This is a genomic window from Sphingomonas phyllosphaerae (assembly GCA_036946405.1).
Lineage (GTDB): Bacteria > Pseudomonadota > Alphaproteobacteria > Sphingomonadales > Sphingomonadaceae > Sphingomonas > Sphingomonas phyllosphaerae_D.
The window spans coordinates 1-21,272 of sequence record JAQIJC010000004.1; the positions used below are offsets into that span (position 1 = coordinate 1).

The 21,272-nt window shown below is 68.6% G+C and carries 20 protein-coding genes, 2 pseudogenes and 1 riboswitch; of the genes and pseudogenes, 16 read left to right on the top strand and 6 right to left on the bottom strand.

What is annotated here, in order from left to right:
• Positions 1-68 precede the first annotated feature (68 nt).
• The 4 genes from PGN12_17325 to PGN12_17340 all read left to right on the top strand — a co-directional run bounded on the left by PGN12_17325 (position 69) and on the right by PGN12_17340 (position 6,168).
• Positions 69-2,408: an EAL domain-containing protein gene (locus PGN12_17325; protein ID MEH3105639.1), complete on the top strand. Its 2,340-nt coding sequence runs from the start codon at positions 69-71 to the stop codon at positions 2,406-2,408.
• A gap of 73 nt (positions 2,409-2,481) precedes the next feature.
• Positions 2,482-3,249, top strand: a complete 768-nt coding sequence (locus PGN12_17330; protein MEH3105640.1) for a 2OG-Fe(II) oxygenase — start codon at positions 2,482-2,484, stop codon at positions 3,247-3,249.
• 495 nt (positions 3,250-3,744) lie between these two features.
• Positions 3,745-5,652, top strand: coding sequence for a ribonucleoside-diphosphate reductase subunit alpha (locus PGN12_17335; GenBank protein ID MEH3105641.1), 1,908 nt, complete (start codon positions 3,745-3,747; stop codon positions 5,650-5,652).
• A 147-nt stretch (positions 5,653-5,799) separates the two neighbouring features.
• The gene (locus tag PGN12_17340; GenBank protein MEH3105642.1) at positions 5,800-6,168 is read left to right on the top strand and encodes an endonuclease domain-containing protein; all 369 of its coding nucleotides are present in this window, start codon (positions 5,800-5,802) and stop codon (positions 6,166-6,168) included.
• A 290-nt stretch (positions 6,169-6,458) separates the two neighbouring features.
• Here the strand turns inward: PGN12_17340 and PGN12_17345 are convergent, their stop codons facing one another.
• Complete coding sequence (locus tag PGN12_17345; GenBank protein MEH3105643.1) at positions 6,459-6,710, bottom strand: DUF2171 domain-containing protein; 252 nt, start codon at positions 6,708-6,710, stop codon at positions 6,459-6,461.
• A gap of 56 nt (positions 6,711-6,766) precedes the next feature.
• Between PGN12_17345 and PGN12_17350 the strand changes: the two genes are divergently transcribed.
• From PGN12_17350 to PGN12_17370, 5 genes are all read left to right on the top strand, one after another.
• Entirely contained in the window at positions 6,767-6,997 is a 231-nt protein-coding gene (locus tag PGN12_17350; protein MEH3105644.1) for a hypothetical protein, read from the top strand.
• On the top strand, positions 6,994-7,188 hold the full coding sequence (locus PGN12_17355) for a hypothetical protein (protein MEH3105645.1): 195 nt from the start codon (positions 6,994-6,996) through the stop codon (positions 7,186-7,188). Before PGN12_17350 ends, PGN12_17355 begins: the two co-directional genes overlap by 4 nt.
• A gap of 21 nt (positions 7,189-7,209) precedes the next feature.
• Positions 7,210-8,268, top strand: a complete 1,059-nt coding sequence (locus PGN12_17360) for a ribonucleotide-diphosphate reductase subunit beta (protein MEH3105646.1) — start codon at positions 7,210-7,212, stop codon at positions 8,266-8,268.
• Between the two features lie 112 nt (positions 8,269-8,380).
• Complete coding sequence (locus tag PGN12_17365) at positions 8,381-8,650, top strand: DUF4160 domain-containing protein (protein ID MEH3105647.1); 270 nt, start codon at positions 8,381-8,383, stop codon at positions 8,648-8,650.
• Entirely contained in the window at positions 8,643-8,906 is a 264-nt protein-coding gene (locus tag PGN12_17370) for a DUF2442 domain-containing protein (GenBank protein ID MEH3105648.1), read from the top strand. The genes PGN12_17365 and PGN12_17370 overlap by 8 nt, the downstream gene beginning before the upstream one ends.
• Before the next feature lie 94 nt (positions 8,907-9,000).
• On the opposite strand, the gene PGN12_17375 is transcribed toward PGN12_17370, so the two are convergent.
• From PGN12_17375 to ykgO, 3 genes are read right to left on the bottom strand one after another with little or no spacing between them, the layout of a single operon-like run.
• Positions 9,001-9,378, bottom strand: a complete 378-nt coding sequence (locus tag PGN12_17375; GenBank protein ID MEH3105649.1) for a DUF4440 domain-containing protein — start codon at positions 9,376-9,378, stop codon at positions 9,001-9,003.
• 57 nt (positions 9,379-9,435) lie between these two features.
• Complete coding sequence (locus PGN12_17380) at positions 9,436-10,059, bottom strand: HAD-IA family hydrolase (protein MEH3105650.1); 624 nt, start codon at positions 10,057-10,059, stop codon at positions 9,436-9,438.
• Positions 10,059-10,184, bottom strand: coding sequence for a type B 50S ribosomal protein L36 (ykgO, locus tag PGN12_17385; protein MEH3105651.1), 126 nt, complete (start codon positions 10,182-10,184; stop codon positions 10,059-10,061). The genes PGN12_17380 and ykgO overlap by 1 nt, the downstream gene beginning before the upstream one ends.
• A 156-nt stretch (positions 10,185-10,340) precedes the next feature.
• Between ykgO and PGN12_17390 the strand changes: the two genes are divergently transcribed.
• The 3 genes from PGN12_17390 to PGN12_17400 are packed head-to-tail and all read left to right on the top strand — an operon-like array spanning position 10,341 to position 13,569.
• Positions 10,341-10,940: a DUF4136 domain-containing protein gene (locus tag PGN12_17390; GenBank protein ID MEH3105652.1), complete on the top strand. Its 600-nt coding sequence runs from the start codon at positions 10,341-10,343 to the stop codon at positions 10,938-10,940.
• Positions 10,937-12,064 (top strand): M14-type cytosolic carboxypeptidase, encoded by a 1,128-nt coding sequence (locus PGN12_17395; GenBank protein MEH3105653.1) that lies wholly within the window; start codon positions 10,937-10,939, stop codon positions 12,062-12,064. Before PGN12_17390 ends, PGN12_17395 begins: the two co-directional genes overlap by 4 nt.
• Positions 12,065-12,069: 5 nt before the next feature.
• Complete coding sequence (locus PGN12_17400; GenBank protein MEH3105654.1) at positions 12,070-13,569, top strand: DUF389 domain-containing protein; 1,500 nt, start codon at positions 12,070-12,072, stop codon at positions 13,567-13,569.
• 333 nt (positions 13,570-13,902) lie between these two features.
• Here the strand turns inward: PGN12_17400 and PGN12_17405 are convergent, their stop codons facing one another.
• Complete coding sequence (locus PGN12_17405) at positions 13,903-14,385, bottom strand: hypothetical protein (protein MEH3105655.1); 483 nt, start codon at positions 14,383-14,385, stop codon at positions 13,903-13,905.
• Positions 14,386-14,654: 269 nt separating this feature from the next.
• Positions 14,655-14,737, top strand: a riboswitch (ZMP/ZTP riboswitch).
• A 14-nt stretch (positions 14,738-14,751) separates the two neighbouring features.
• On the opposite strand from PGN12_17405, the gene PGN12_17410 reads away from it, so the two are divergent.
• The 4 genes and pseudogenes from PGN12_17410 (at position 14,752) to PGN12_17425 (ending at position 19,391) form a co-directional block, all read left to right on the top strand.
• On the top strand, positions 14,752-15,384 hold the full coding sequence (locus PGN12_17410) for a DJ-1/PfpI family protein (GenBank protein ID MEH3105656.1): 633 nt from the start codon (positions 14,752-14,754) through the stop codon (positions 15,382-15,384).
• Positions 15,385-15,670: 286 nt separating this feature from the next.
• Positions 15,671-18,359, top strand: a pseudogene (gene acnA / locus PGN12_17415) (aconitate hydratase AcnA).
• A gap of 72 nt (positions 18,360-18,431) precedes the next feature.
• Positions 18,432-18,722, top strand: coding sequence for an alkylphosphonate utilization protein (locus PGN12_17420; GenBank protein MEH3105657.1), 291 nt, complete (start codon positions 18,432-18,434; stop codon positions 18,720-18,722).
• Positions 18,723-18,773: 51 nt separating this feature from the next.
• The gene (locus tag PGN12_17425; protein MEH3105658.1) at positions 18,774-19,391 is read left to right on the top strand and encodes a hypothetical protein; all 618 of its coding nucleotides are present in this window, start codon (positions 18,774-18,776) and stop codon (positions 19,389-19,391) included.
• A 6-nt stretch (positions 19,392-19,397) separates the two neighbouring features.
• Here PGN12_17425 and PGN12_17430 read toward each other — a convergent pair.
• Positions 19,398-20,797: pseudogene (locus PGN12_17430) on the bottom strand (amino acid permease).
• Positions 20,798-21,272: the final 475 nt, after the last annotated feature.

Sequence of the window (21,272 nt, forward strand, 5' to 3'; positions counted from 1 at the left end):
AGCCCTCCGTCCGGCGCGTCGCAGCGATGATCCTGGCGGCGACCTGGATCGCGATCTCGATCGGGCTGATGCTCGATTCGGCCGCCGCCCTGCCCCCGCCCGCGGCGGAAACGGGGCAGATCGCGCTGCTCGGCGCGACCATGCTCACCGCGATCGCGTTCCAGCCCACCCGCGCCGCCGCGATCGCCTTCGCCGCGACGCTGGCGGCGATGGTCATGGCGACGCACGGCCCGACGCCGGCCTCGCTCGCCGCGATCGTGGTCGCGGGTGCGCATGGCGTGGCGACGATCCGGCTCGCGCTGGCCGACCAGCGCGCCGTCGCGCTGCGCTGCCTCGCGCTGGAGGAGCAGCAGCGCGCGCGGCTGCTCGTCGCCAGCGTCGAGGAGCAGGGCCCCGGCTGGTTCTGGCAGGCGGATCGCACCGGGCGCATCCGCTACCTGTCGGACAAGGTCGCCGCGGAGATGCGCGCTTTGGGCATCGAGCCGATCGGCGCGGCGCTGTCCTCGGTCTTCCGCGTCGACAGCGCGCTGATCGATACCGAGCGGACGCTGACCTTTCACCTGTCCTCGCGCACCTCGTTCGCCGATTATTGCGTCCGCCCCGCGATCGAGGACGCGCCGGAGCGCTGGTGGTCGATCTCCGGCCGCCCGGTGATCGACGATCTGGGCCGGTTCCAGGGGTTCGCCGGCGCCGGCTCCGACCTGACCGAGCAGCGCCGCGCGGAGGCGGAGATCAAGCGACTGGCGCTGTTCGACAGCCTGACCGGGCTCGCCAACCGCCAGCGGATGCGGCTGTCGCTCGAACAGACGCTGACCCATCGCAGCGGCGCGTCGATGTCGACCGGGCTGCTGCTGCTCGACCTCGACCGCTTCAAGGCGGTCAACGACACGCTCGGCCACCAGATGGGCGACGAGCTGCTGAAGGAGGTCGCCCAGCGGCTGCAGCGCACGATCGGCGACGCGGGCCTGGTGGGGCGGCTGGGCGGCGACGAATTCCAGGTGGTGATCCCGGGGGAGGGCAATCGCGACCGGCTGGGGATGCTCGCCGACCGCGTCATCGCCGCGCTGTCGCTGCCGTACCACATCCAGTCCGCGACCTTGTCGATCGGCTGTTCGGTCGGCGTCGCGGTCGCCCCGCTCCACGGCGACACGCCCGAAGCGCTGGTGCGCAACGCCGATCTGGCGCTCTATGCCGCCAAGGCCGACGGGCGCGGCGTCCACCGCTTCTACCGCGAGGAATTGCTGGAGGGCGCGCAGAACCGCAAGCGGCTGGAGGACGACCTGCGACAGGCGCTGGGCGGCGACCAGTTCCACCTCACCTACCAGGCGGTCGTCTCCACCGCGGACGAGCGTATCATGGGGTATGAGGCGCTGCTGCGCTGGGATCATCCCGAGCGCGGGGCGATCAGCCCGGCCGATTTCGTGCCGGTGGCGGAGGAATGCGGGCTGATCGAGACGATCGGCGAATGGGTCATGCGCAGCGCCTGCATGGAGGCCGCGACCTGGCCCGACCACGTCCGCGTCGCGGTCAACGTCTCCCCGATCCAGTTCGCCAATCCCGCGCTCCCCGCGATCGTCGCCAGCGCGCTCGCCGCCTCGGGCCTCCCTGCGCACCGGCTGGAGCTGGAGATCACCGAGGGCGTGTTCCTCAACGAGGACGCCTCGTCGGAGCGGATGTTCAGGTCGCTCAAGGGGCTGGGCGTCCGCCTCGCGCTCGACGACTTCGGCACCGGCTATTCGTCGCTCGGCTATCTGAAGAAGGCGCCGTTCGACAAGATCAAGATCGACCAGAGCTTCGTGCGCGGCGCGATCCAGCCCGGCAACCGCAACGCCGCGATCATCAAGGCGATCGTCAGCCTGGCGCAGACGCTGGGGATGGAGACCACCGCGGAGGGCGTGGAGCAGCAGGACGAGATCGCGCTGATCCGCGACCTGGGGTGCAGCCATATCCAGGGGTTCGTCTATGGCCGCCCCGCGCGCAGCGCGCAGGTGCGCGAGCAGCTGGGGGCGGCCGGCGGCTTCGCGGTGCCGATCGGTCACAAGACCAGCCGCGCGCCGCGCCAGCGGATGCTGCGCACCGTGCGGCTGGCGCTGGGGGCGGAAAGCGCGGAGGTGCGCCTGCGCAACCTGTCGGAGACCGGCGCGATGATCGACGGCGTCGACCTGCCCGAGGAGGCGATCGGCCATCCGGTCCGCGCCGAGCTGACCGACGGGCAATGGACGCCCGCGATCATCAGCTGGATCGGCGACGGGCGCGCCGGGCTGCGCTTCGATCACGCGATCGATGTCGAGCGCCTCGGCCACGCCCCCGCCCCAGCCCCAGCCCCAGCCCCCGTCCCCACCACCATCCCGTGCGCCGGGACCGCGGGCGCCGCCACCCTGCCGGCCGCGGCCGGCGGGCGTCGTTAACGCCCGCTTTACCCTGTTCGCTTACCGTCCGGTGGACGACGGTCGCGCGATGCGACCGCGACGGAGATAGCGCGTGACTGTCCAGCAACCGATCGCCGCCGATGCCGGCGCCACTTCTCCCGGCGCGTCGATGGCGTCGCTCATCACCGGGGACATGCTGCGCGCGACGCGTTTCATGGGGGCGCAGCGCTTCCCCAGCCCGCATGTCGAATTGTGGACCATGCCCGATTTCCTCGCGCCCGAGGAATGCGACATCCTGATGCGCTACATCGACGCCAACAAGGAGCCGTCGCGCGTCGCCTACGGCGATGCCGGCGCGCGCACCAGCGAGACGTGCGTGTTCGACAACACCACCCCCGTCGTCCAGCTGCTCGACCTGCGGCTGTCGATGCTGCTCGGCATCCCGCCCGGCTGCGGCGAGCCGATCCAGGGCCAGCGCTATGCCGTGGGGCAGGAGTTCAAGCTGCACCACGACTATTTCGAGGATCACCACCCCGACACCGCCAGCAACCGCCACCGCTGCGGCAACCGCACCTGGACCGCGATGATCTACCTCAACGAGCCGGAGGAAGGCGGCGAGACCGGCTTCCACTATCTCCAGCACGAATTCGTGCCGACGCGCGGGATGGCGGTGTGCTGGAACAACATCGGCCCCGACGGCAAGCCCAATCGCTACACGCTGCACCAGGGCAAGCCGGTGATCCGCGGCGACAAGTACATCGTCACCAAGTGGTTCCGCGAGCGCGCGTGGATGGGCCCGGTCGGCTACGTGCCCCCGGCCGCCGCCGCCGTCTCCCGGGCGAAGCCGAAGGTCCGGCGCGCCATCAAGGGCCGTCGCTGACCTTTCCGTCATGCCGGACCCGTTCCGGCCTCCACCGTTCCGCACACACCCCGCCCACCCTCTCCCCATTGTCACCCCGGGCTTGACCCGGGGTCCCGCTTATTCCGCATGCCTGGCCGCCCCCCGCCCCACCGCCGACAGGGCCCGCCTCGCCGCGTCTCCAAAATATTTGCGTTCGCGCCCCGTTCCCTTGCAATCGCTGAACCCCGCGGAAGTCCACGCGTCGCCTGCCCGCCGCCCCCTCATCCCTATGGGGTAGAGCCGGTTGCGGACCCTTTTACCGTCTTGTGCCGTTCGCCAAACTGACACAATCACTAGTCGTCACGCCGATCGGCGGACCCAGATGTGGTAGAACGACGCCGGCGGGCATCCCGCCGCGACGGGAAGGCAAACGGTCGGCGCGACCTTTTTATTCCCGTTTTGTTCTAAGAGCTTGTAGGATCGGGCCAGCACCCGATTCGCGAACGATACAGGAACGCGGGAGCGTAGGCGGGCATGGATTTCAGAGGAACGGACGGCGAGGCGATGACCACCGACACGATCGAGGCGGCAACCCAGACCGCGGGCCCGGACACGACCGGCGCGACCACCACGCAGGGCGCGCTGAACAAGCCGTATCCGGTCGAGGTCGACCACGGCCGCGACGCGCTGCTGACCGATTTCGGCAAGGAGACGCTCCAGGACCGCTATCTGCTCCCGGGCGAGAGCTATCAGGACCTGTTCGTCCGCGTCGCCTCGGCCTATGCCGACGATGCCGCGCACGCGCAGCGCATCTACGACTATATCTCGCGGCTGTGGTTCATGCCCGCGACGCCGGTGCTCTCGAACGGCGGCACCGGCCGCGGCCTGCCGATTTCCTGCTATCTCAATTCGGTCCCCGACAGCCTCAACGGCATCGTCGACACCTGGAACGAGAATGTCTGGCTCGCCTCGCGCGGGGGCGGCATCGGCACCTATTGGGGCAACGTCCGCGGCATCGGCGAGCCGGTCGGCCTGAACGGCAAGACCAGCGGCATCATCCCCTTCGTCCGCGTGATGGATTCGCTCACCCTCGCGATCTCGCAGGGGTCGCTGCGCCGCGGCTCGGCCGCCTGCTACCTCGACATCTCGCACCCGGAGATCGAGGAGTTCCTGGAGATCCGCAAGCCCTCGGGCGACTTCAACCGCAAGGCGCTCAACCTCCACCACGGCGTCCTCATCCCCGACGCCTTCATGGAGGCGGTGCGCGACGGCGCGGAATGGGAGCTCAAGAGCCCGAAGGACCAGTCGGTCCGCGGCAAGGTCGATGCGCGCGCGCTGTTCCAGAAGCTGGTCGAGACGCGGCTGGCCACCGGCGAGCCGTACATCGTCTTCGCCGATCATGTGAACCGCAACATGCCCAAGCACCACCGCGAGCTGGGCCTGAAGGTGTCGACGTCGAACCTGTGCAGCGAGATCACGCTGCCCACGGGGCGCGACCATCTCGGCAACGATCGCACCGCGGTCTGCTGCCTGTCCTCGCTCAACCTCGAGACGTGGGACGAGTGGAAGGACGAGAAGGGCTTCATCGAGGACGTGATGCGCTTCCTCGACAACGTGCTGCAGGATTATATCGACCGTCACGAGCCCGGCATGGAGCGTGCCGCCTACAGCGCCGCGCGCGAGCGCTCGGTGGGCCTGGGCGTCATGGGCTTCCACTCCTTCCTCCAGGCGCGCGGGCTGCCGTTCGAGGGGGCGATGGCCAAGAGCTGGAACCTGCGCATCTTCCGCCACGTCAACGCGCAGGTGAACGAGGCGTCGATGATGCTCGCGCAGGAGCGCGGCCCCTGCCCCGACGCCGCCGACATGGGGGTGATGGAGCGCTTCTCCTGCAAGATGGCGATCGCGCCGACCGCGTCGATCAGCATCATCTGCGGCGGCACCAGCGCCTGCATCGAACCGATCCCGGCCAATATCTACACCCACAAGACGCTGTCGGGCAGTTTCTCGGTCAAGAACCCGTATCTCGAAAAGCTGCTGATCGAGAAGAGCAAGAATTCCGACACCGTGTGGAATTCGATCCTGGAGCACGGCGGCTCGGTCCAGCATCTCGACTTCCTCACGCAGGAGGAGAAGGACTGCTACAAGACCTCGTTCGAGATCGACCAGCGCTGGCTGCTCGAACTGGCGGGCGACCGCACGCCCTTCATCGACCAGGCGCAATCGCTCAACCTGTTCATCCCCGCCGACGTCGAGAAGTGGGACCTGCTGATGCTCCACTATCGCGCGTGGGAACTGGGCATCAAGTCGCTCTACTATCTCCGCTCGAAGTCGGTCCAGCGTGCGGGCTTCGCCGGGGGCGTGGAGAACGACAATACGATCGAGAAGCCGAAGTACGAATTCGGCGAGAGCACGGACTATGACGAGTGTCTCGCTTGCCAATGAGGTGAGGCGATGACGGGGACGCCCCCTCACCCTTCCGCGCCTCCGGCGCTCCGTCCCTCTCCCACAAGGGGAGAGGGGCACGGGGACTGCTCTCCCTCTCCCCTTGTGGGAGAGGGAAGGGGCCCGCGGCCGCAGGCCGTGGGAAGGGTGAGGGGGAGGCGCGGCAACCTCGCCGCCGACACCGTCGTCCGCTCGCGCCGCCTCCGCCGGGAGGCCGGCGAGCCCGAACGACGCCTCTGGCACGTGCTCCGCCAATCGCTGCCCGAGACGAAGTTCCGCCGACAGGTGCCGCTAGGCCCGTACCACGCGGACTTCTGCTCGCACGGCGCCAGGCTGATCGTCGAAGTCGACGGCGACGACCACGCGACACGCATTGCAACCGACGAGGCGCGGACGCGCTTCCTGACTGACGAAGGCTATCGGGTGATCCGTTTCACGAACGCAGAGGTGATGCAGATGATCGACGCGGTTCTAGCGTCGATCGCGCACGCGCTCGTCGAAGACGGCCGCCCGTGACCCACGCCCCCCTCACCCTTCCGCGGTCTTCGACCGCTCCCTCCCTCTCCCACAAGGGGAGAGGGACGGCGACCTGCATCGCCCTCTCCCCTTGTGGGAGAGGGAAGGGGCCCGCGGCCATCGGCCGTGGGAAGGGTGAAGGGCGCCCCGCCCACGAACAAGGGCGCCACGGCATGACCCGCAGCGCCCTCACCTTCTCGTGCCACGCCGTCAGTCGGAGCCGCGATGCGGCTCCGCTGCCCGCCGTGGCGAGTCCCCGGATGGCGATGCCATCCGGGGCCGCCCGCATCTCATTCCGCCTCTTCGAACATGTCCTGCGCGTTCTGCGCGGTGGCGGACAGGCGCACCGTGTCGCCCTCCACCTCGGCCACCAGCCCGAGCGGGATGTAATAATGCTTCGCGCCCTGCCCGTCCTGCGTCGAGGGCGAATCGTTCTTGGTCAGCTTGATACGGTCGCCGTCAACATGGTCGACGGTGCCGACATGCACGCCGTCCGCACCGATCACTTCGGCATGTTCCTTGATCTGGCTGGCATCGGCCATCGTCATTCTCCTTTGCAAAACCCGCCTGCGCAACGCGCCAACACGGCGTTGGTCGCATGACGCCCGCGTTCCCCGCGCTCGAAACCCTGCCGCTTCAGGCCGCGATCATGTTCGCGGTCGCCGCCGTCCTGTCGCTGGCCGGGGCGTGGCTCCTCCTCCAGCTGCGCCGTCCGCTCGGCGCCGGGCGCGTCTATGCCTATCGCATGACCGGCATCATGGCGCTGTCGGGCGGCGTGGTCCTCGCGATGAGCGCCACCGCGATCTGGCGGTGGAGCGTGGCGGCATGAGCGCGTCCTTCACCGTCGCCCTGGCGCTCGGCATCGCGGCCCTGCTGTTCTGGGCCGGCATGTCCGGGCGGCTGGAGCCCTCTTCGCGGTGGGCGCGCCACACGCTGAACGCGGCGCTCGGCATCGGCGGCGCGGTCGCCGGGCTGATCGCCCTTGCCTGGTTCCTCCTCATCACATCCCTGATCTTCTGATCCTGCCGTCGGAGTCCTCCCATGTCCCTCCTCCAAGCATCCAAGCAGTACAAGCCGTTCGAATACCCCTGGGCGTTCGAATTCTGGAAGCGCCAGCAGCAGCTCCACTGGCTGCCCGAAGAGGTGCCGCTGGGCGAGGATTGCCGCGACTGGGCGCAGAAGCTGTCCGATCACGAGCGCAACCTGCTGACGCAGATCTTCCGCTTCTTCACCCAGGCCGATGTCGAGGTGCAGGACTGCTACCACGAGAAATACGGCCGCGTGTTCAAGCCGACCGAGATCAAGATGATGCTGACCGCGTTCAGCAACATGGAGACGGTCCATATCGCCGCCTACAGCCACCTGCTCGACACGATCGGCATGCCCGAGAGCGAGTATGGCGCCTTCCTCGAATATGCCGAGATGAAGGAGAAGCATGACTATATGCAGAATTTCGGCGTCGACACCGACGAGGATATCGCGCGCACGCTCGCGATGTTCGGCGGCTTCACCGAAGGGGTGCAGCTGTTCGCGTCGTTCGCGATGCTGATGAACTTCCCGCGCTTCAACAAGATGAAGGGCATGGGGCAGATCGTCACCTGGTCGATCCGCGACGAGAGCCTGCATTGCGAGGGCATCATCAAGATGTTCCACACCTTCGTCGCCGAGCGCCAGTGCCTGACCAAGGCGGTGAAGGACGATATCGCCGACGTCTGCCAGACGACGATCCGGCTGGAGGACAATTTCATCGACCTCGCCTTCGAAATGGGCCCGGTCAACGGCATGACGCCCAAGGAGATCAAGAAGTACATCCGCTTCATCGCCGACTGGCGACTGGGACAATTGGGGCTGAAGCCGATCTACATGATCGACGAGCATCCGCTGCCCTGGCTGACGCCGATGCTGAACGGCGTCGAGCACGCCAATTTCTTCGAACAGCGCGCGACGGAATATTCGAAGGCCGCGACCAGGGGCCAGTGGAACGACGTATGGGATTCGTTCGACAAGCGCCGCAAGGCGAAGGCCGGCGCACTGCCGACCGGCCCCGCGAACGAGGAAACCGGCGACATGTTCGCGCGGGCGGGCGTGGCGGCGGAGTGAGGTGCCGCCGCTCTTGCCGCTGGCGCAGAATAACTCGCGTCACGGTCATCTCTTTGCCAGCAGAAGCCGACAAGATGGGAAACTCGACACCTCGTTGATATAGACAGCGCAAATGCCCGTCATCTCCCTCTTCTTCGGCATCGTGATCCGGATGTATTTCGACGATCATCCGCCGCCGCACTTCCATGCAAGCTACCAGGGCTTCGAGGCGTTCGTGCGGATCGAGGATGGCGAGATCACGCAGGGGAGCCTGCCGCGCAAGGCCGCCCGGATCGTGCGGCAATGGGCGCTCGACCACCGGGACGAGCTTATGGCAAACTGGCAGCGCGGCGTGGACTTGCTGCCGATGGAGATGATCGCAGGAGCGGACCTCGATGATTAAGATCGTTCGGCTCGCCGTGACGGGCCCCACCAGCCTGTCGCTCGCCTTCTCCGATGGCAGCCAGGCGACGTGGTTTGCCGACGACCTGATCGCGCGCGACACGGTCATGACGCGCCCGCTCGGCGACGCGGGCTATTTCGCGCGCGCCTTTATCGAGGGCGGCGCGCTGGCATGGCCCAACGGGTTCGAACTGTCGGCGGCCAGCCTCCATCGTCGCCTGGCAGAGTCGGGCGCCCTTATCCGGTCGGCCGCGTGACCGCGATCGTGTGAGGTCGCCCCAGACCCGCTCTGTCAGGGTCGTGGCCAACCTCTTGCGGCGCCATTCGAATTCATCCCGCGGGGCTACAACGCTACCCCCGCACCTCCGCCACCAGCGGCGGGGTCTGCTGGTGCTGCACCACGCGCCATTCGTCATGCGCCAGCCGGCGATACGTCGAGGTGCAGTGCGCGACATAGCCTTCCTCGCCGCCCTCCCCGCCGCGCTGTGCGTGGGCGGTATAGCCGACCACGATCAGCCCTTCCTGCGGGCGCACGATGCGGCGGTCGCTCAGCGCCACCGTGTCCCAGCGCGGCGTGTCGCTGACCGCCTTCACCGCCGCCTCGCCCTCCAGCACATAGGGCGGCATCGGTACGACCATCAGGCAGCTGTCGTCGATCGACTCGCGGTAATGCTGCGCGTCGCCGGTCCACAGGCTCTCCTCGAAGGCCCATACGCGGTCGTCTTCCATCATCCGGCTCCGTCGTGGTGAGCCGCGACAGCGCGCGGGCCCGGCGAACGTTCCGGATCAGCCGCCCAGCAGCCCCAGCGCCACCATCTCGCGACGCAGCGTCTCGGCGTCCCGGAACAGATGCGAGCGGATGCCCAGCGCCGTCGCGGCGGCGACATTGGCGGCATTGTCGTCGACGAAACAGGCATCCGCCGGCGCCAGCCCGAATCGGTCGAGCGCCAGCCGGAAGATCGCCGGGTCGGGCTTCACCATCTTCTCGTCGCCCGACACCACGATGTCGCGGAAACGGTCGAACATCCCCGCTTCGCGCACGCGGAAATCGGCGAAGAACTCGCCCGAGAAATTGGTGATCGCGAACAGCGGCACGCCCGCCGCCTCCAGCTCGTCGACCAGCGCCGCCATGCCGGGCATCGGCCCCGGGATCTGCTCGGAAAAGCGCGGCCCCCACAGCGCGATCATCGCGGCATGTTCGGGATGGAGCGCGCTCAGCTCCGCCGACGTCTCCGCGAAGGGGCGGCCGGCGTCGTGCTGGAAATGCCATTCCCGCGTGACGACCGTCGACAGGAACGCGTCGAGCGCCCGTTCGTCGTCGAACAGGCGCTCGTACAGGACCCGCGGGTCCCAGTCGTACAGGACGTGCCCGACGTCGAAGATGACCGACGTCGGGTTGCCGTCGCTAATCAGCCCTGGCGGGCCTTGAAGCGGCGATTCGTCTTGTTGATGACGTAGGTGCGCCCGCGGCGACGGATCACGCGGTTGTCGCGATGGCGGTCCTTGAGCGACTTCAGGCTGTTGCGGATCTTCATGATACGGGCTTCTTCGGCTGGAAATCTGGAAAGCGCGCCGCCTAGAGAGCGCGCCTGCGAAAGTCAACCTGACTCGCGGTCGCGGCGCCGCGGAGCTTGCGGGTCGCTGCGGCGTTGCTATGTCGCAACGATACACGTTTTTTGCGGGGGTCCGTCATGCGCAGCGCCGTCCTTGTCCTCCTTGCGGGCCTGCCGCTCGCCGCCTGCGCCACCGGGCCGCAGACCTTTCCGGTCGAGGCCACGCGCTTCCACTATGACGCCGTTGCGCAGCGCGGCACGATCGCGGTGGAGCCGCTCGCCGGCCCCTCCTCGGCCAGCCTGGAGTACAAGACCTATGCCGCCGCGGTGCAGGCCGAGCTGCTGAAGAACGGCTTCACCAGCCCCGCGGCGGGCGCGAAGCCCGACTTCATCGCCACCGTCGGCTTCACCCGCGCCGACCGCGCGCTGCCGCCGCGCGGGTCGCCGGTGCGGATCGGGCTGGGCGCGGGGGCGGGCAGCGGCGGCTGGCGCGGCGGCGGCGGGATCGGCGGGGGGATCAACTTCCCGATCGGCAATTCGCCCGCGCGCTGGGGCGTCGTCACCGAGCTGGCGGTGCGCATCCGCCACGGCGCCGACGCGGTGTGGGAGGGTCAGGCGCAGTCGCTGACCGACACCACCGCCCCCGACGCGGATGCCGCCTCGGTCGCCGCGCGGCTGGCGTCGGCATTGTTCAAGGACTTCCCCGGCGAATCGGGCCGCACGATCGAGGTGAAATGACGCTGTCCATCAACGCCGCCTTCGACGGCGGCAACATCCGCACCGTCGCCATCCAGGAGTCGGGCGATCGTGTCCGCTGCGACCTGGAGATCGTCCACGATCAGCAGTCGGACTTCTTCCAGTGGTTCTACTTCCGCGCCGCGGGCGTCGCCGGGCGGCGCGTGACGTTCCGCATCCTGAACGCGGGGCAGAGCGCCTATCCGTTCGGCTGGCCGGGCTATCGCACCCGCGCCTCGACCGACCTCGCCGCATGGCGCACCATCGACACCCGGTACGAGGGCGGCGTGCTGTCGTTCGACTGGGCCGGCGCGGAGGGGCAGGACCTCGCCTGGTTCGCCTATTTCGCGCCCTATACGATGGAGATGCACCAGCGCCTGATCGCGCGCATCGCCGCGCGTCCGGGCGTCGCCTACCGCGCGCTGGGCCAGTCGCTCGACGGCCAGCCGATCGACTATCTCCGGCTCGGCACGGGGCCGAAGCAGGTGTGGCTCTACGCACGCCAGCATCCCGGCGAATCGATGGCCGAATGGTGGATGGAGGGCGCGCTCGACTGGCTCACCAGCCCCGCCGCGGCGGCGCTGCTGGCGGCGGCGACCGTCCATGTCGTCCCCAATATGAACCCCGACGGCACGCGGCGCGGGCACCTGCGCACCAATGCGGCGGGGGTGAACCTCAACCGCGAATGGTCGCACCCGACCGCGGAGCGCAGCCCCGAGGTCGCCTGCGTGCTGGCGGAGATGGACCGCACCGGCGTCACCTTCGCGCTCGACGTCCACGGCGACGAGGCGATCCCCGCCAATTTCATCGCCGGGTTCGAGGGTATTCCGTCCTGGACCGACGCGCACGGCGCGAAATTCACCGATTTCGGTAGGCGACTCGCCGCGCATACCCCCGATTTCCAGACCGAGAAGGGCTATGACCGCGCCGCGCCGGGCACCGCCAACCTCGCCATGTCGACCAACCAGCTCGCCGAGCGCTTCGGCGCGGTGTCGGTGACGCTGGAGATGCCGTTCAAGGACCACGACCCCAATCCCGACCCCGAATTCGCGTGGAGCGGGGAGCGGTCGAAGACGCTCGCGGTGTCCTGCCTGGAGGTGCTGGCCGGGATGATCGACACGCTGTGACCGACATGGCGACGACGGGCGCGTCCGTGCGGCGGCGACGGTCCACCGGCGCCACGCTGCGCCGCTGGTGGTCGATGAAGGTGACCGGCGGCGTCGCCCATGCCGAGGTGCTGGACCGCCTCACCGCGCAGTCGGGCTGGTCGGGGCGCTATCTCTTCCATATCGTCATCGCCGCGGGCATCTCGATCCTGGGGCTGCTGCTGCCCTCCTCCGCGGTGCTGATCGGCGCGATGCTCATCTCCCCGCTGATGATGCCGATCCTGGGGCTGGGCTTCGGCATCGCCACCTTCGACCTGGCGGAGATCCGCCGCGCGGGGCTGGCGCTCGCGCTCGGCTCGCTGATCGCGATCGTGCTCTCGACAGCCTTCGTCGCCGTGTCCCCGCTCCAGACCGTCACCAGCGAGATCGCCGCGCGCACCCGCCCGAACCTCTTCGACCTCATGGTGGCGATGCTCTCCGCGATCGCGGGCGCCTACGGCGTCATCCGGGGGCAGGGCGGGACCGTCGTCGGCGTCGCCATCGCCATCGCGCTGATGCCGCCGCTCGCGGTCGTCGGCTTCGGCATCGCGACCTGGAACGGGCCGGTGGCGGGCGGCGCGCTGCTGCTGTTCATGACCAACCTCGTCTCGATGGCGCTGGTCGCGGGCGGGATGGCGCGGCTTTACGGCTTCGGCTCGCACCTGTCGCCGCAGCAGACGCGGCTGCAGGGGACGCTGATCGTCGTCGGGCTGCTCGCGCTCGCGGTGCCGCTGGGCATCGCGCTGCGCCAGATCGCTTGGGAATCGGTCGCCCGCCGCCAGATCCGCGAGGCGGTGCTCGCCCCCTTCCCCAGGGAGGCGCGGATCAGCCAGCTCGACATCGACTTCGATACGCAGCCGGTGACGGTGCGCGCCGCGGTGCTCACCCCGCGATTCGCGCGCAACGCCGACGGCGCTGCGATCCGCGCCGCGGGCAGCGCGGTCGGCCGCCGGCTCGACCTCCACATCGACCAGTTGCGCGTGGGCGAGGACGAAGGCGGTCCGCAGGCCGCGCAGATCGCCGCCGCCCGTACCACCGACTTGGGCGCCACCCCCGCCACCGGCGAGCGCGACCGCGTCGCGCGCCGCATCGCGCTGCTCGCCGGCGTCGCGCCGGACGCGGTGCTGGTGGACGGCGCGACCCGCCGCGCGCTGGTGCGCATGGCCCCGCTGCCGGGCGCGACGCTCGCGACCTACCGCGCGCTCGCCGACCGCGCCGCCGCCGAACTCGACGGCTGGCGCCTGACCATGGTGCCCCCGGTCACGGCGTTGCCGCCGATCGCCTTCGACGGCGACACGCCGGATGCGACGGCGGTGTCGCTGGCGGGCTGGGCCGCGACGACGCGCGGGCAGCCGGTGATCGTGCGCGGCGCCCCCGCGCGCACCGCGCCGGTGGTGGAGGCGCTGCGCCAGAAGGGCGTGGATGCCACCGCCGAGCGCGGCCCCGCGAGGTCCGTCACGCTCGATTGGGGCGGCGCCGCCCAGTAACCCCCGGTCCTTCCGGCCAAGGCGGGGACGACGGTGGAAATGACATCATCCCGTCACCCCGGCCTTCAGCGGGACCCTTGCAACAGTCTCCACCGTGCTCCTGCGAAAGCAGGAGCACGATCGGTACGCGGCGCCGTGCATCCATGTCGCAACGGCCCCACCTTGCGCCGGGGTCGCGCTTCTTCTTCCGCCGCGCCGAAAGCGGGATCCCGGGTCAAGCCCGGGGTGACGAACCCGACAGGCGCCCTGCCTCTTCCTCCCGGCCGCGCCAGAACCACGGTCCCGCATCAACCCCGGGACCACGCCCCGGCGGCCGTTTCACTCGCCATCCCCTCACACCGGCTCGGGCGTTCCCCCGCGCCGCGCCTGCGCGCGCAGCTGCTTCAGCAGCGCGGCGGCCGCCTCGCGCCGTTCATCGCGCGCGCGCGGCGGCGGCGCGACCTTGCGCGCATCCTCGCGCAGCAAGAGCATCCGCAGCATCGCATCCGAATAGCGCCGCCGGTGCGCCACCACCTCGCCCTTGTAGACGATGGGCTCCAGCCAGCCCGTCACCGCCCGCTCCATCGCCGCGCGCTCCAGCACCGGCGCGACGAAGACCAGTGCCTGATCCCATGCCTCCCCGAACGCCGGGATCCGCCGCCTCACCCGGTACGCCGAGGTGGTGGTCAGCCCGACGTGCCGGCACGCCGCCTTCACGCACCCCGTCTCGCGCAGCGCGCGCAGGAACGCCACCTGCCGCGCCGGCGTCCACCCGTCATGCCGATGCCGGAACGCGGCCACGCCCTCGCCGCCGTTGTTGCCTTTATCGCCGTCCATACCCCTGTCTCCCACACCGCTCCGCCCGGAAATACCGCAGCGAAATGCGTGTAGGACAGCGCAAACCCGCAGGACCTTCCCGCTTCCGCGTCCGCGGGTGGCTGGTTCGGGAAAAAGAGATCGGGAACGGGTTTTGGGACTGCCCTCCCCAACGAAGGCCAGCGGGCGCTACCGCACGACGGACGTCCCATGTCACGTTCGTTATCGGGAAGGTCACTCGGTTGCCCCTCGTTTCCGATCTTGCATCAGGTCAGGTTAGCGGTAGGCTGCCCTCGCTGCGTGACTGGCGACGTAGATGGGCAACCATCGGGGAGCGCGGTTCTACAGAAGGCCGCTCGCCTGGGCCGCTCCACGGAAGGAAGCGGCATGAAGATTGCAGTATTCTTGTTCGATGGTGTCACGGCTCTTGATCCGATCGGCGTGTATGATCCGCTCGCGCGACTACCCGACACCCAAATTACCTTTGTAAGCGAAACAGGTAGTCCTTGCCGGACCGGCGATGGCGTTCTTTCTCTCGCGCCTGCCGCTGCAATCGCAGACATCGGCGAAACCGACATATTGCTCATACCGGGCGGCAGCACCGAGGGGTTGCGGCAGTGCATGGCCAGCGAACTCGTGCGCTCGAATGTGGTGCGGCTCGATCAAGGCACGAAGCTCACGGCCTCTGTATGCACGGGATCGCTGATCCTTGGCGCTTGCGGTTTGCTTCGCGATCGCAAGGCCACCACCAACTGGCGTGCGAAGGACTACCTTGCTCGCTTTGGCGCTAAATACACCGGAGAGAGGGTGACACGGGACGACAAGTATTGGACCTCTGCCGGTGTCACGGTAGGAATCGACCTTGGCCTCGCACTCTGTGCCTATATCGCCGGGGACGACATGGCGGCAGCGGTCGAACTGGCGATGGAATATGATCCAAAACCACCCTTTGGAACGGGCAACCCGCATAGCGCTCCGCTCGAACGTCAGAAGATCGTGATGGAAATACTTCGAGGCTAAGCATGTGCGCCGGCAGCGGCCTTCGCGTCGCAGATTGACGTTGCCGGCGTATCAACTCGGACGTCGTAGGCGAGATTTGAGATGGCCAAGCGTTTCCCGAAACTCGATCCCTTCCGAGACTCCCCCCGCCGACGATCCACCACCGCCAACGAACCGCCCCCCCTTTCGCACATGCGGCACCGCTGCTATCGCCCGCGGCGACCGAGAGTTTCGTTCCCGTCGTCGCGGCCCCGCGCGCTCCGCCCGCGCCCGCCGCCCGACGGCCCTTGAGAAGAGGACCACGCCCATGACGGCCATCGGCCAGGATACGTTGAACGCCCGCACCACGCTTCAGGCCGGCGGCCAGTCCTACGACTATTTCTCGCTCAAGACCGCGGAGGCGAAGTTCGGCGACATCAGCCGGCTGCCCTTCTCGATGAAGGTGCTGCTGGAGAACATGCTCCGCTTCGAGGACGGCGTGACCGTGACCGAGGCCGACATCAAGGCGATCGTCGACTGGCAGCAGGAGCGCCGTTCCGACCGCGAGATCCAGTATCGCCCCGCGCGCGTGCTGATGCAGGATTTCACCGGCGTGCCGTGCGTCGTCGATCTCGCCGCGATGCGCGATGCGATCACGAAGCTGGGCGGCGACGCGGCGAAGATCAATCCGCAGGTCCCCGTCCACCTCGTCATCGATCACTCGGTCATGGTCGACGAATTCGGCACGCCCAAGGCGTTCGAGGATAACGTCGATCTCGAATACGCCCGCAACGCGGAGCGCTACGAGTTCCTGAAGTGGGGCAGCAAGGCGCTCGACAATTTCAAGGTCGTGCCGCCGGGCACCGGCATCTGCCACCAGGTCAATCTGGAATATGTCGCGCACGCCGTCTGGTCCTCGACCGAGACCGGCGACCACGCCGGGAACGGTGCGACGATCGCCTATCCCGACACGCTGGTCGGCACCGACAGCCACACCACGATGGTCAATGGCCTCGGCGTGCTCGGCTGGGGCGTCGGCGGGATCGAGGCGGAGGCCGCGATGCTCGGCCAGCCGGTGTCGATGCTGATCCCCGAGGTCGTCGGCTTCAAGCTGACCGGCGCGCTTAGGGAGGGCATCACCGCGACCGACCTGGTGCTGACCGTCACGCAGATGCTGCGCGCCAAGGGCGTGGTCGGCCGCTTCGTCGAATTCTACGGCCCCGGGCTCGACCAGATGACGCTGGCGGACCGCGCGACGATCGCCAACATGGCGCCCGAATACGGCGCGACCTGCGGCTTCTTCCCGGTCGACGACAAGACGCTCGACTATATGCGCCTGACCGGCCGCCCGGACGAGGTCGTCGCACTGACCGAGGCCTATGCCAAGGCGCAGGGCATGTGGCGCCACGCCGATGCGCCCGATCCCGTGTTCACCGACACGCTGGAGCTGGACATGTCGACCGTCGTGCCCTCGCTCGCCGGCCCGAAGCGTCCGCAGGACAAGGTCGCGCTCGACCAGGTCGACGACGTGTTCAACGCCGATCTGGCGAAGACCTACAAGAAGGCCGCGCCGGCGCGCGTCGCGGTCGACGATCGCGGGCACGACATCGGCGACGGCGATGTCGTGATCGCCGCGATCACCTCGTGCACCAACACCTCCAACCCGTCGGTGCTGGTCGCCGCCGGGCTCGTCGCGCGCAAGGCGAATGCGCTCGGGCTGAAGCCGAAGCCGTGGGTGAAGACCTCGCTCGCGCCGGGGGTCGCAGGTCGTCACCGACTATCTCGACAAGGCCGGGCTGTCGGCGGACCTCGACGCGATCGGGTTCAACCTCGTCGGCTACGGCTGCACCACCTGCATCGGCAATTCGGGTCCGCTGGCGGCACCGATCTCGGCCGCGATCAACGGCAACGACATCGTCGCCGCCTCGGTCCTGTCGGGCAACCGCAACTTCGAGGGCCGCGTGAGCCCCGACGTGCGCGCCAACTTCCTCGCCTCGCCTCCGCTGGTCGTCGCCTATGCGCTGAAGGGTACGGTAACGTCGGACATGAACGAGACGCCGATCGGCCAGGGATCGGACGGCAATGACGTGTACCTGCGCGACATCTGGCCGACCAACCAGGAGGTGTCGGACCTCATGACCGCCAACATCGACGACGGCATGTTCCGCGCCCGCTACGGCAACGTCTATGCCGGCGATGCGAAGTGGCAGGCGATCGACGTGACCGGATCGGACACCTATTCGTGGCGCGCCGGGTCGACCTATGTCGCCAACCCGCCGTACTTCGAGGGCATGGGGATGACCCCGGCGCCCGTGACCGACATCATCGAGGCGAAGCCGCTGGCGATCCTGGGCGATTCGATCACCACCGACCACATCTCGCCCGCCGGTTCGATCAAGGCGGACAGCCCCGCAGGCACCTGGCTCCAGGAGCATCAGGTGTCGAAGCAGGACTTCAACAGCTACGGCGCGCGCCGCGGCCATCACGAGGTCATGATGCGCGGCACCTTCGCCAACATCCGCATCAGGAACGAGATGGTGCCCGGCGTCGAGGGCGGGATGAGCCGCTACGACGGCCAGGTCATGCCGATCTACGACGCGGCGATGCGCCACAAGGCGGACGGCACCCCGCTCGTCATCGTCGCGGGCAAGGAATACGGCACCGGCTCGTCGCGCGACTGGGCGGCGAAGGGCACCAACCTGCTCGGCGTCCGCGCGGTCATCACCGAGAGCTTCGAGCGCATCCACCGCTCGAACCTGGTCGGCATGGGCGTCCTGCCGCTCCAGTTCGCCGATGGCGCCACGCGCGAGACGCTGAAGCTGACCGGCGACGAGACCTTCACGATCCACAACGTCGCGAAGCTGCGCCCGCGTCAGGACGTCGAGGTCGCGCTGGCGCGCCCGGACGGCACCACCGAGAAGTTCCTGACCCGCTGCCGGATCGATACCGTCAACGAGCTGGAATATTTCCTCAACGGCGGCATCCTCCAGTACGTGCTGCGCAACCTGGCCGCGTAGGCGACGCGCACATCATCGACCGTGGGAAGGGAGGGCCGCCGCGCCCTCCCTTCTTCGTTCCGGGGGAGCCATATGAGCGACGAATACGTCTATGACGACGCGACCGGCGAGTGGGTCGCCGCCGGCGCGGCGACGCCCGCGGTCGAGGCGGTGGAAGTGCGCGACGCGGTGGGCAATCTGCTGACGGACGGGGACGGCGTGACGCTGGTCCGGGACCTGAAGGTGAAGGGCACCAGCCAGACGCTCAAGCGCGGCACGGTCGTCAAATCGATCCGCCTGACCGGCGACGCGCAGGAGATCGATTGCAGGTTCGACGGCATCAAGGGCCTCGTCCTGCGCGCGGAGTTCGTCAGGAAGCGCTGATCTCGCCTTCGCCGGACGATCCGGTTACGCTGCCGGCCGGGGAGAGTGGACGTGAAGAAACCGCAGACCGTCTCCCGGCTCAACGAACTGGGCCGGGTTCAGCTATCCAAGAGCTTCTACATGCGCGATTTCCTCTATTCGGAAATCGCGGCACTCCACGGCCTCGCCAACATCCCCGACGACCCCGACCTGGCGATCGCGGCCGGCACGCGGCTGTGCCAGGAGCTGCTGGAGCCGCTGCAGGACGCCTTCGGGCGCATCGCGATCCGCTCCGCCTTCCGCTCGGCCGAGGTCAACGCGCTCGGCAACGCGAAGGGCTACAATTGCGCCTCCAACGAGCGCAACTTCGCCGGGCACATCTGGGACCGGCGCGATGCCGCGGGCCACATGGGCGCCACCGCCTGCATCGTCGTCCCCGGCTTCGCGCAGGCCTTCACCGCGCCCGACGACTGGAAGCGGATCGCGTGGTGGGTGCACGACCATCTGCCCTATTCGGCGATGGAATTCTTCCCCGTCCGCTGGGCGTTCAACCTGCAATGGCACGAACGGCCGCTGCGGATGATCTACAGCCACATCCCCGAGGCGCGCGGCTACCTGACCAGGCCCGGCATGGACGGCCATGACGCCGACCACCGCGCGCTGTGGGAAGGGATCGTGCCCGGTCGATAGGCCGCATCACGCCCCCAACGCCTCCCCGGCGCGCTTGCGGCCCCACAGGAAATACACCGCCAGCCCGACGACATTCCACACCACGAAATATCCTTGCGTCTTCGACGGCAGGCTGAAGAACAGGTACAGGCATCCCAGCACCCCGATCGCCCCCACCAGCGGTGCTAGCGGCGTGCGGAACGTCCGCTTCGCCTCCGGCGCACGCCGCCGCATCACCAGCATCGCGACGCACACCGCGACGAACGCCGCCAGCGTGCCGGCATTGGCCAGCGCCGCGATCGCGTCGATCGGCATCACCCCCGCGATCACCGATACCAGCACCGCGGTCAGCACCGTGATGCGCACCGGCGTACCCCGCGCGGACACCTTGGCGAGCGACGCCGGCAGCAGCCCGTCGCGCGCCATCACGAAGAAGATGCGGCTCTGCCCGAACAGGAACCCCAGCAGCACCGTCGGCAGCGCGATCACCGCGCTCGCCGCCAGGAAGGTCGCGAACCCCGGCTGGCCGATACCGCGCAGGATCAGCGCCAGCGGTTCCGGGCTGTCGGCGAAGGCGGTGAAGCGCAGCGCGCCGACGGCCGCCCACCGCGACGCCCATGTAGATGACGACGCACGCCACCATCGACCCCACGATCCCGATCGCCAGGTCGCGCCCCGGGTTCTTCGTCTCCTCCGCCGCGGTGGAGATCGCGTCGAAGCCGTAGAAGGCGAAGAAGATGATCGCCGCCGCCGCCATCACGCCGCGCTCCGCGCCGTCGGCGGACACCGACTTGGCAAAGCCGAACGGCATGAACGGATGCAGGTTCGCCGCGTCGAAATGCGGCACCGCCACCGCGACGAAGACCGCCAGCGCGATCAGCTTCACCACCACCAGCACGGCGTTCAGCGTCGCGCTCATCCTTCGTCCCCAGCGACAGCAGCCCCGCGACCACCGCGATGATGAACACCGCGGGCACGTTGACGATGCCGCCCAGCTCCGGCCCCTGCGTCAGCGCGACCGGGAATCCCCACGGCGTCAGCAGCGCGCTGGCATAGCCCGACCAGCCCACCGCCACGGTGGAGACGACCAGCGAATATTCCAGGATCAGCGACCAGCCGATGACCCAGGCGATCACCTCGCCCAGCGCCACGTAGCTATAGGTATAGGCGCTGCCCGATGCCGGGATCATCGTCGCCATCTCGGCATAGGCGAGCGCCGCGCAGGCGCAGATCGCGCCGGCGATTACGAACGACAGGATCACCGCCGGCCCCGCACGGTCCGCCCCGACCCCGATCAGCGTCAGGATGCCCGTCCCGACGATCGCCCCCACGCCCAGCGCGACCAGATGCGGCCAGGACAAGGTCCGCGCCAGCACCGTGCCGGCATGCTGCTCCACCCCGATCGGCTTCCTGCGAAACAGGCTCATCGTTCCCCTTCTCTTATGGTTGCAGCGGATACGTGTAGGCCGTGCGGACGGGGGCGCGAAACCCCGGGTCGATCCTGACCGTCATGCCGGGCTTGTCCCGGCATCCGGGGCCCCGGACCAGGTCGAGACATCTGCGAAAACTCAGTTCCTTGTTCCCCGGCGAAGGCCGGGGCCTCTGCAAAACAGGTGCAACGGCACCGAGCCCACGCCGTGCTCCTGCGCAGGCAGGAGCCCAGGGCCCAGCAGAACAACGCCTTATGGGACCTGCAACTCCGGGCTCCTGCCTGCGCAGGAGCACGGTGCAGCCTTTTGCAAAGGTTCCGCTCTCGCCGGGGAACGGCGCCCCTCATTCCCGCAACGCCGCCACCAGCGCCTCGACCAGCCGGCTGTCCGCCACCCGCCGCGCCGAATCCGCCGCCGTCACCAGCCCCACCACCCGCCGCCGTGCGAACCCCTCCAGCGGCACGACCGCGAC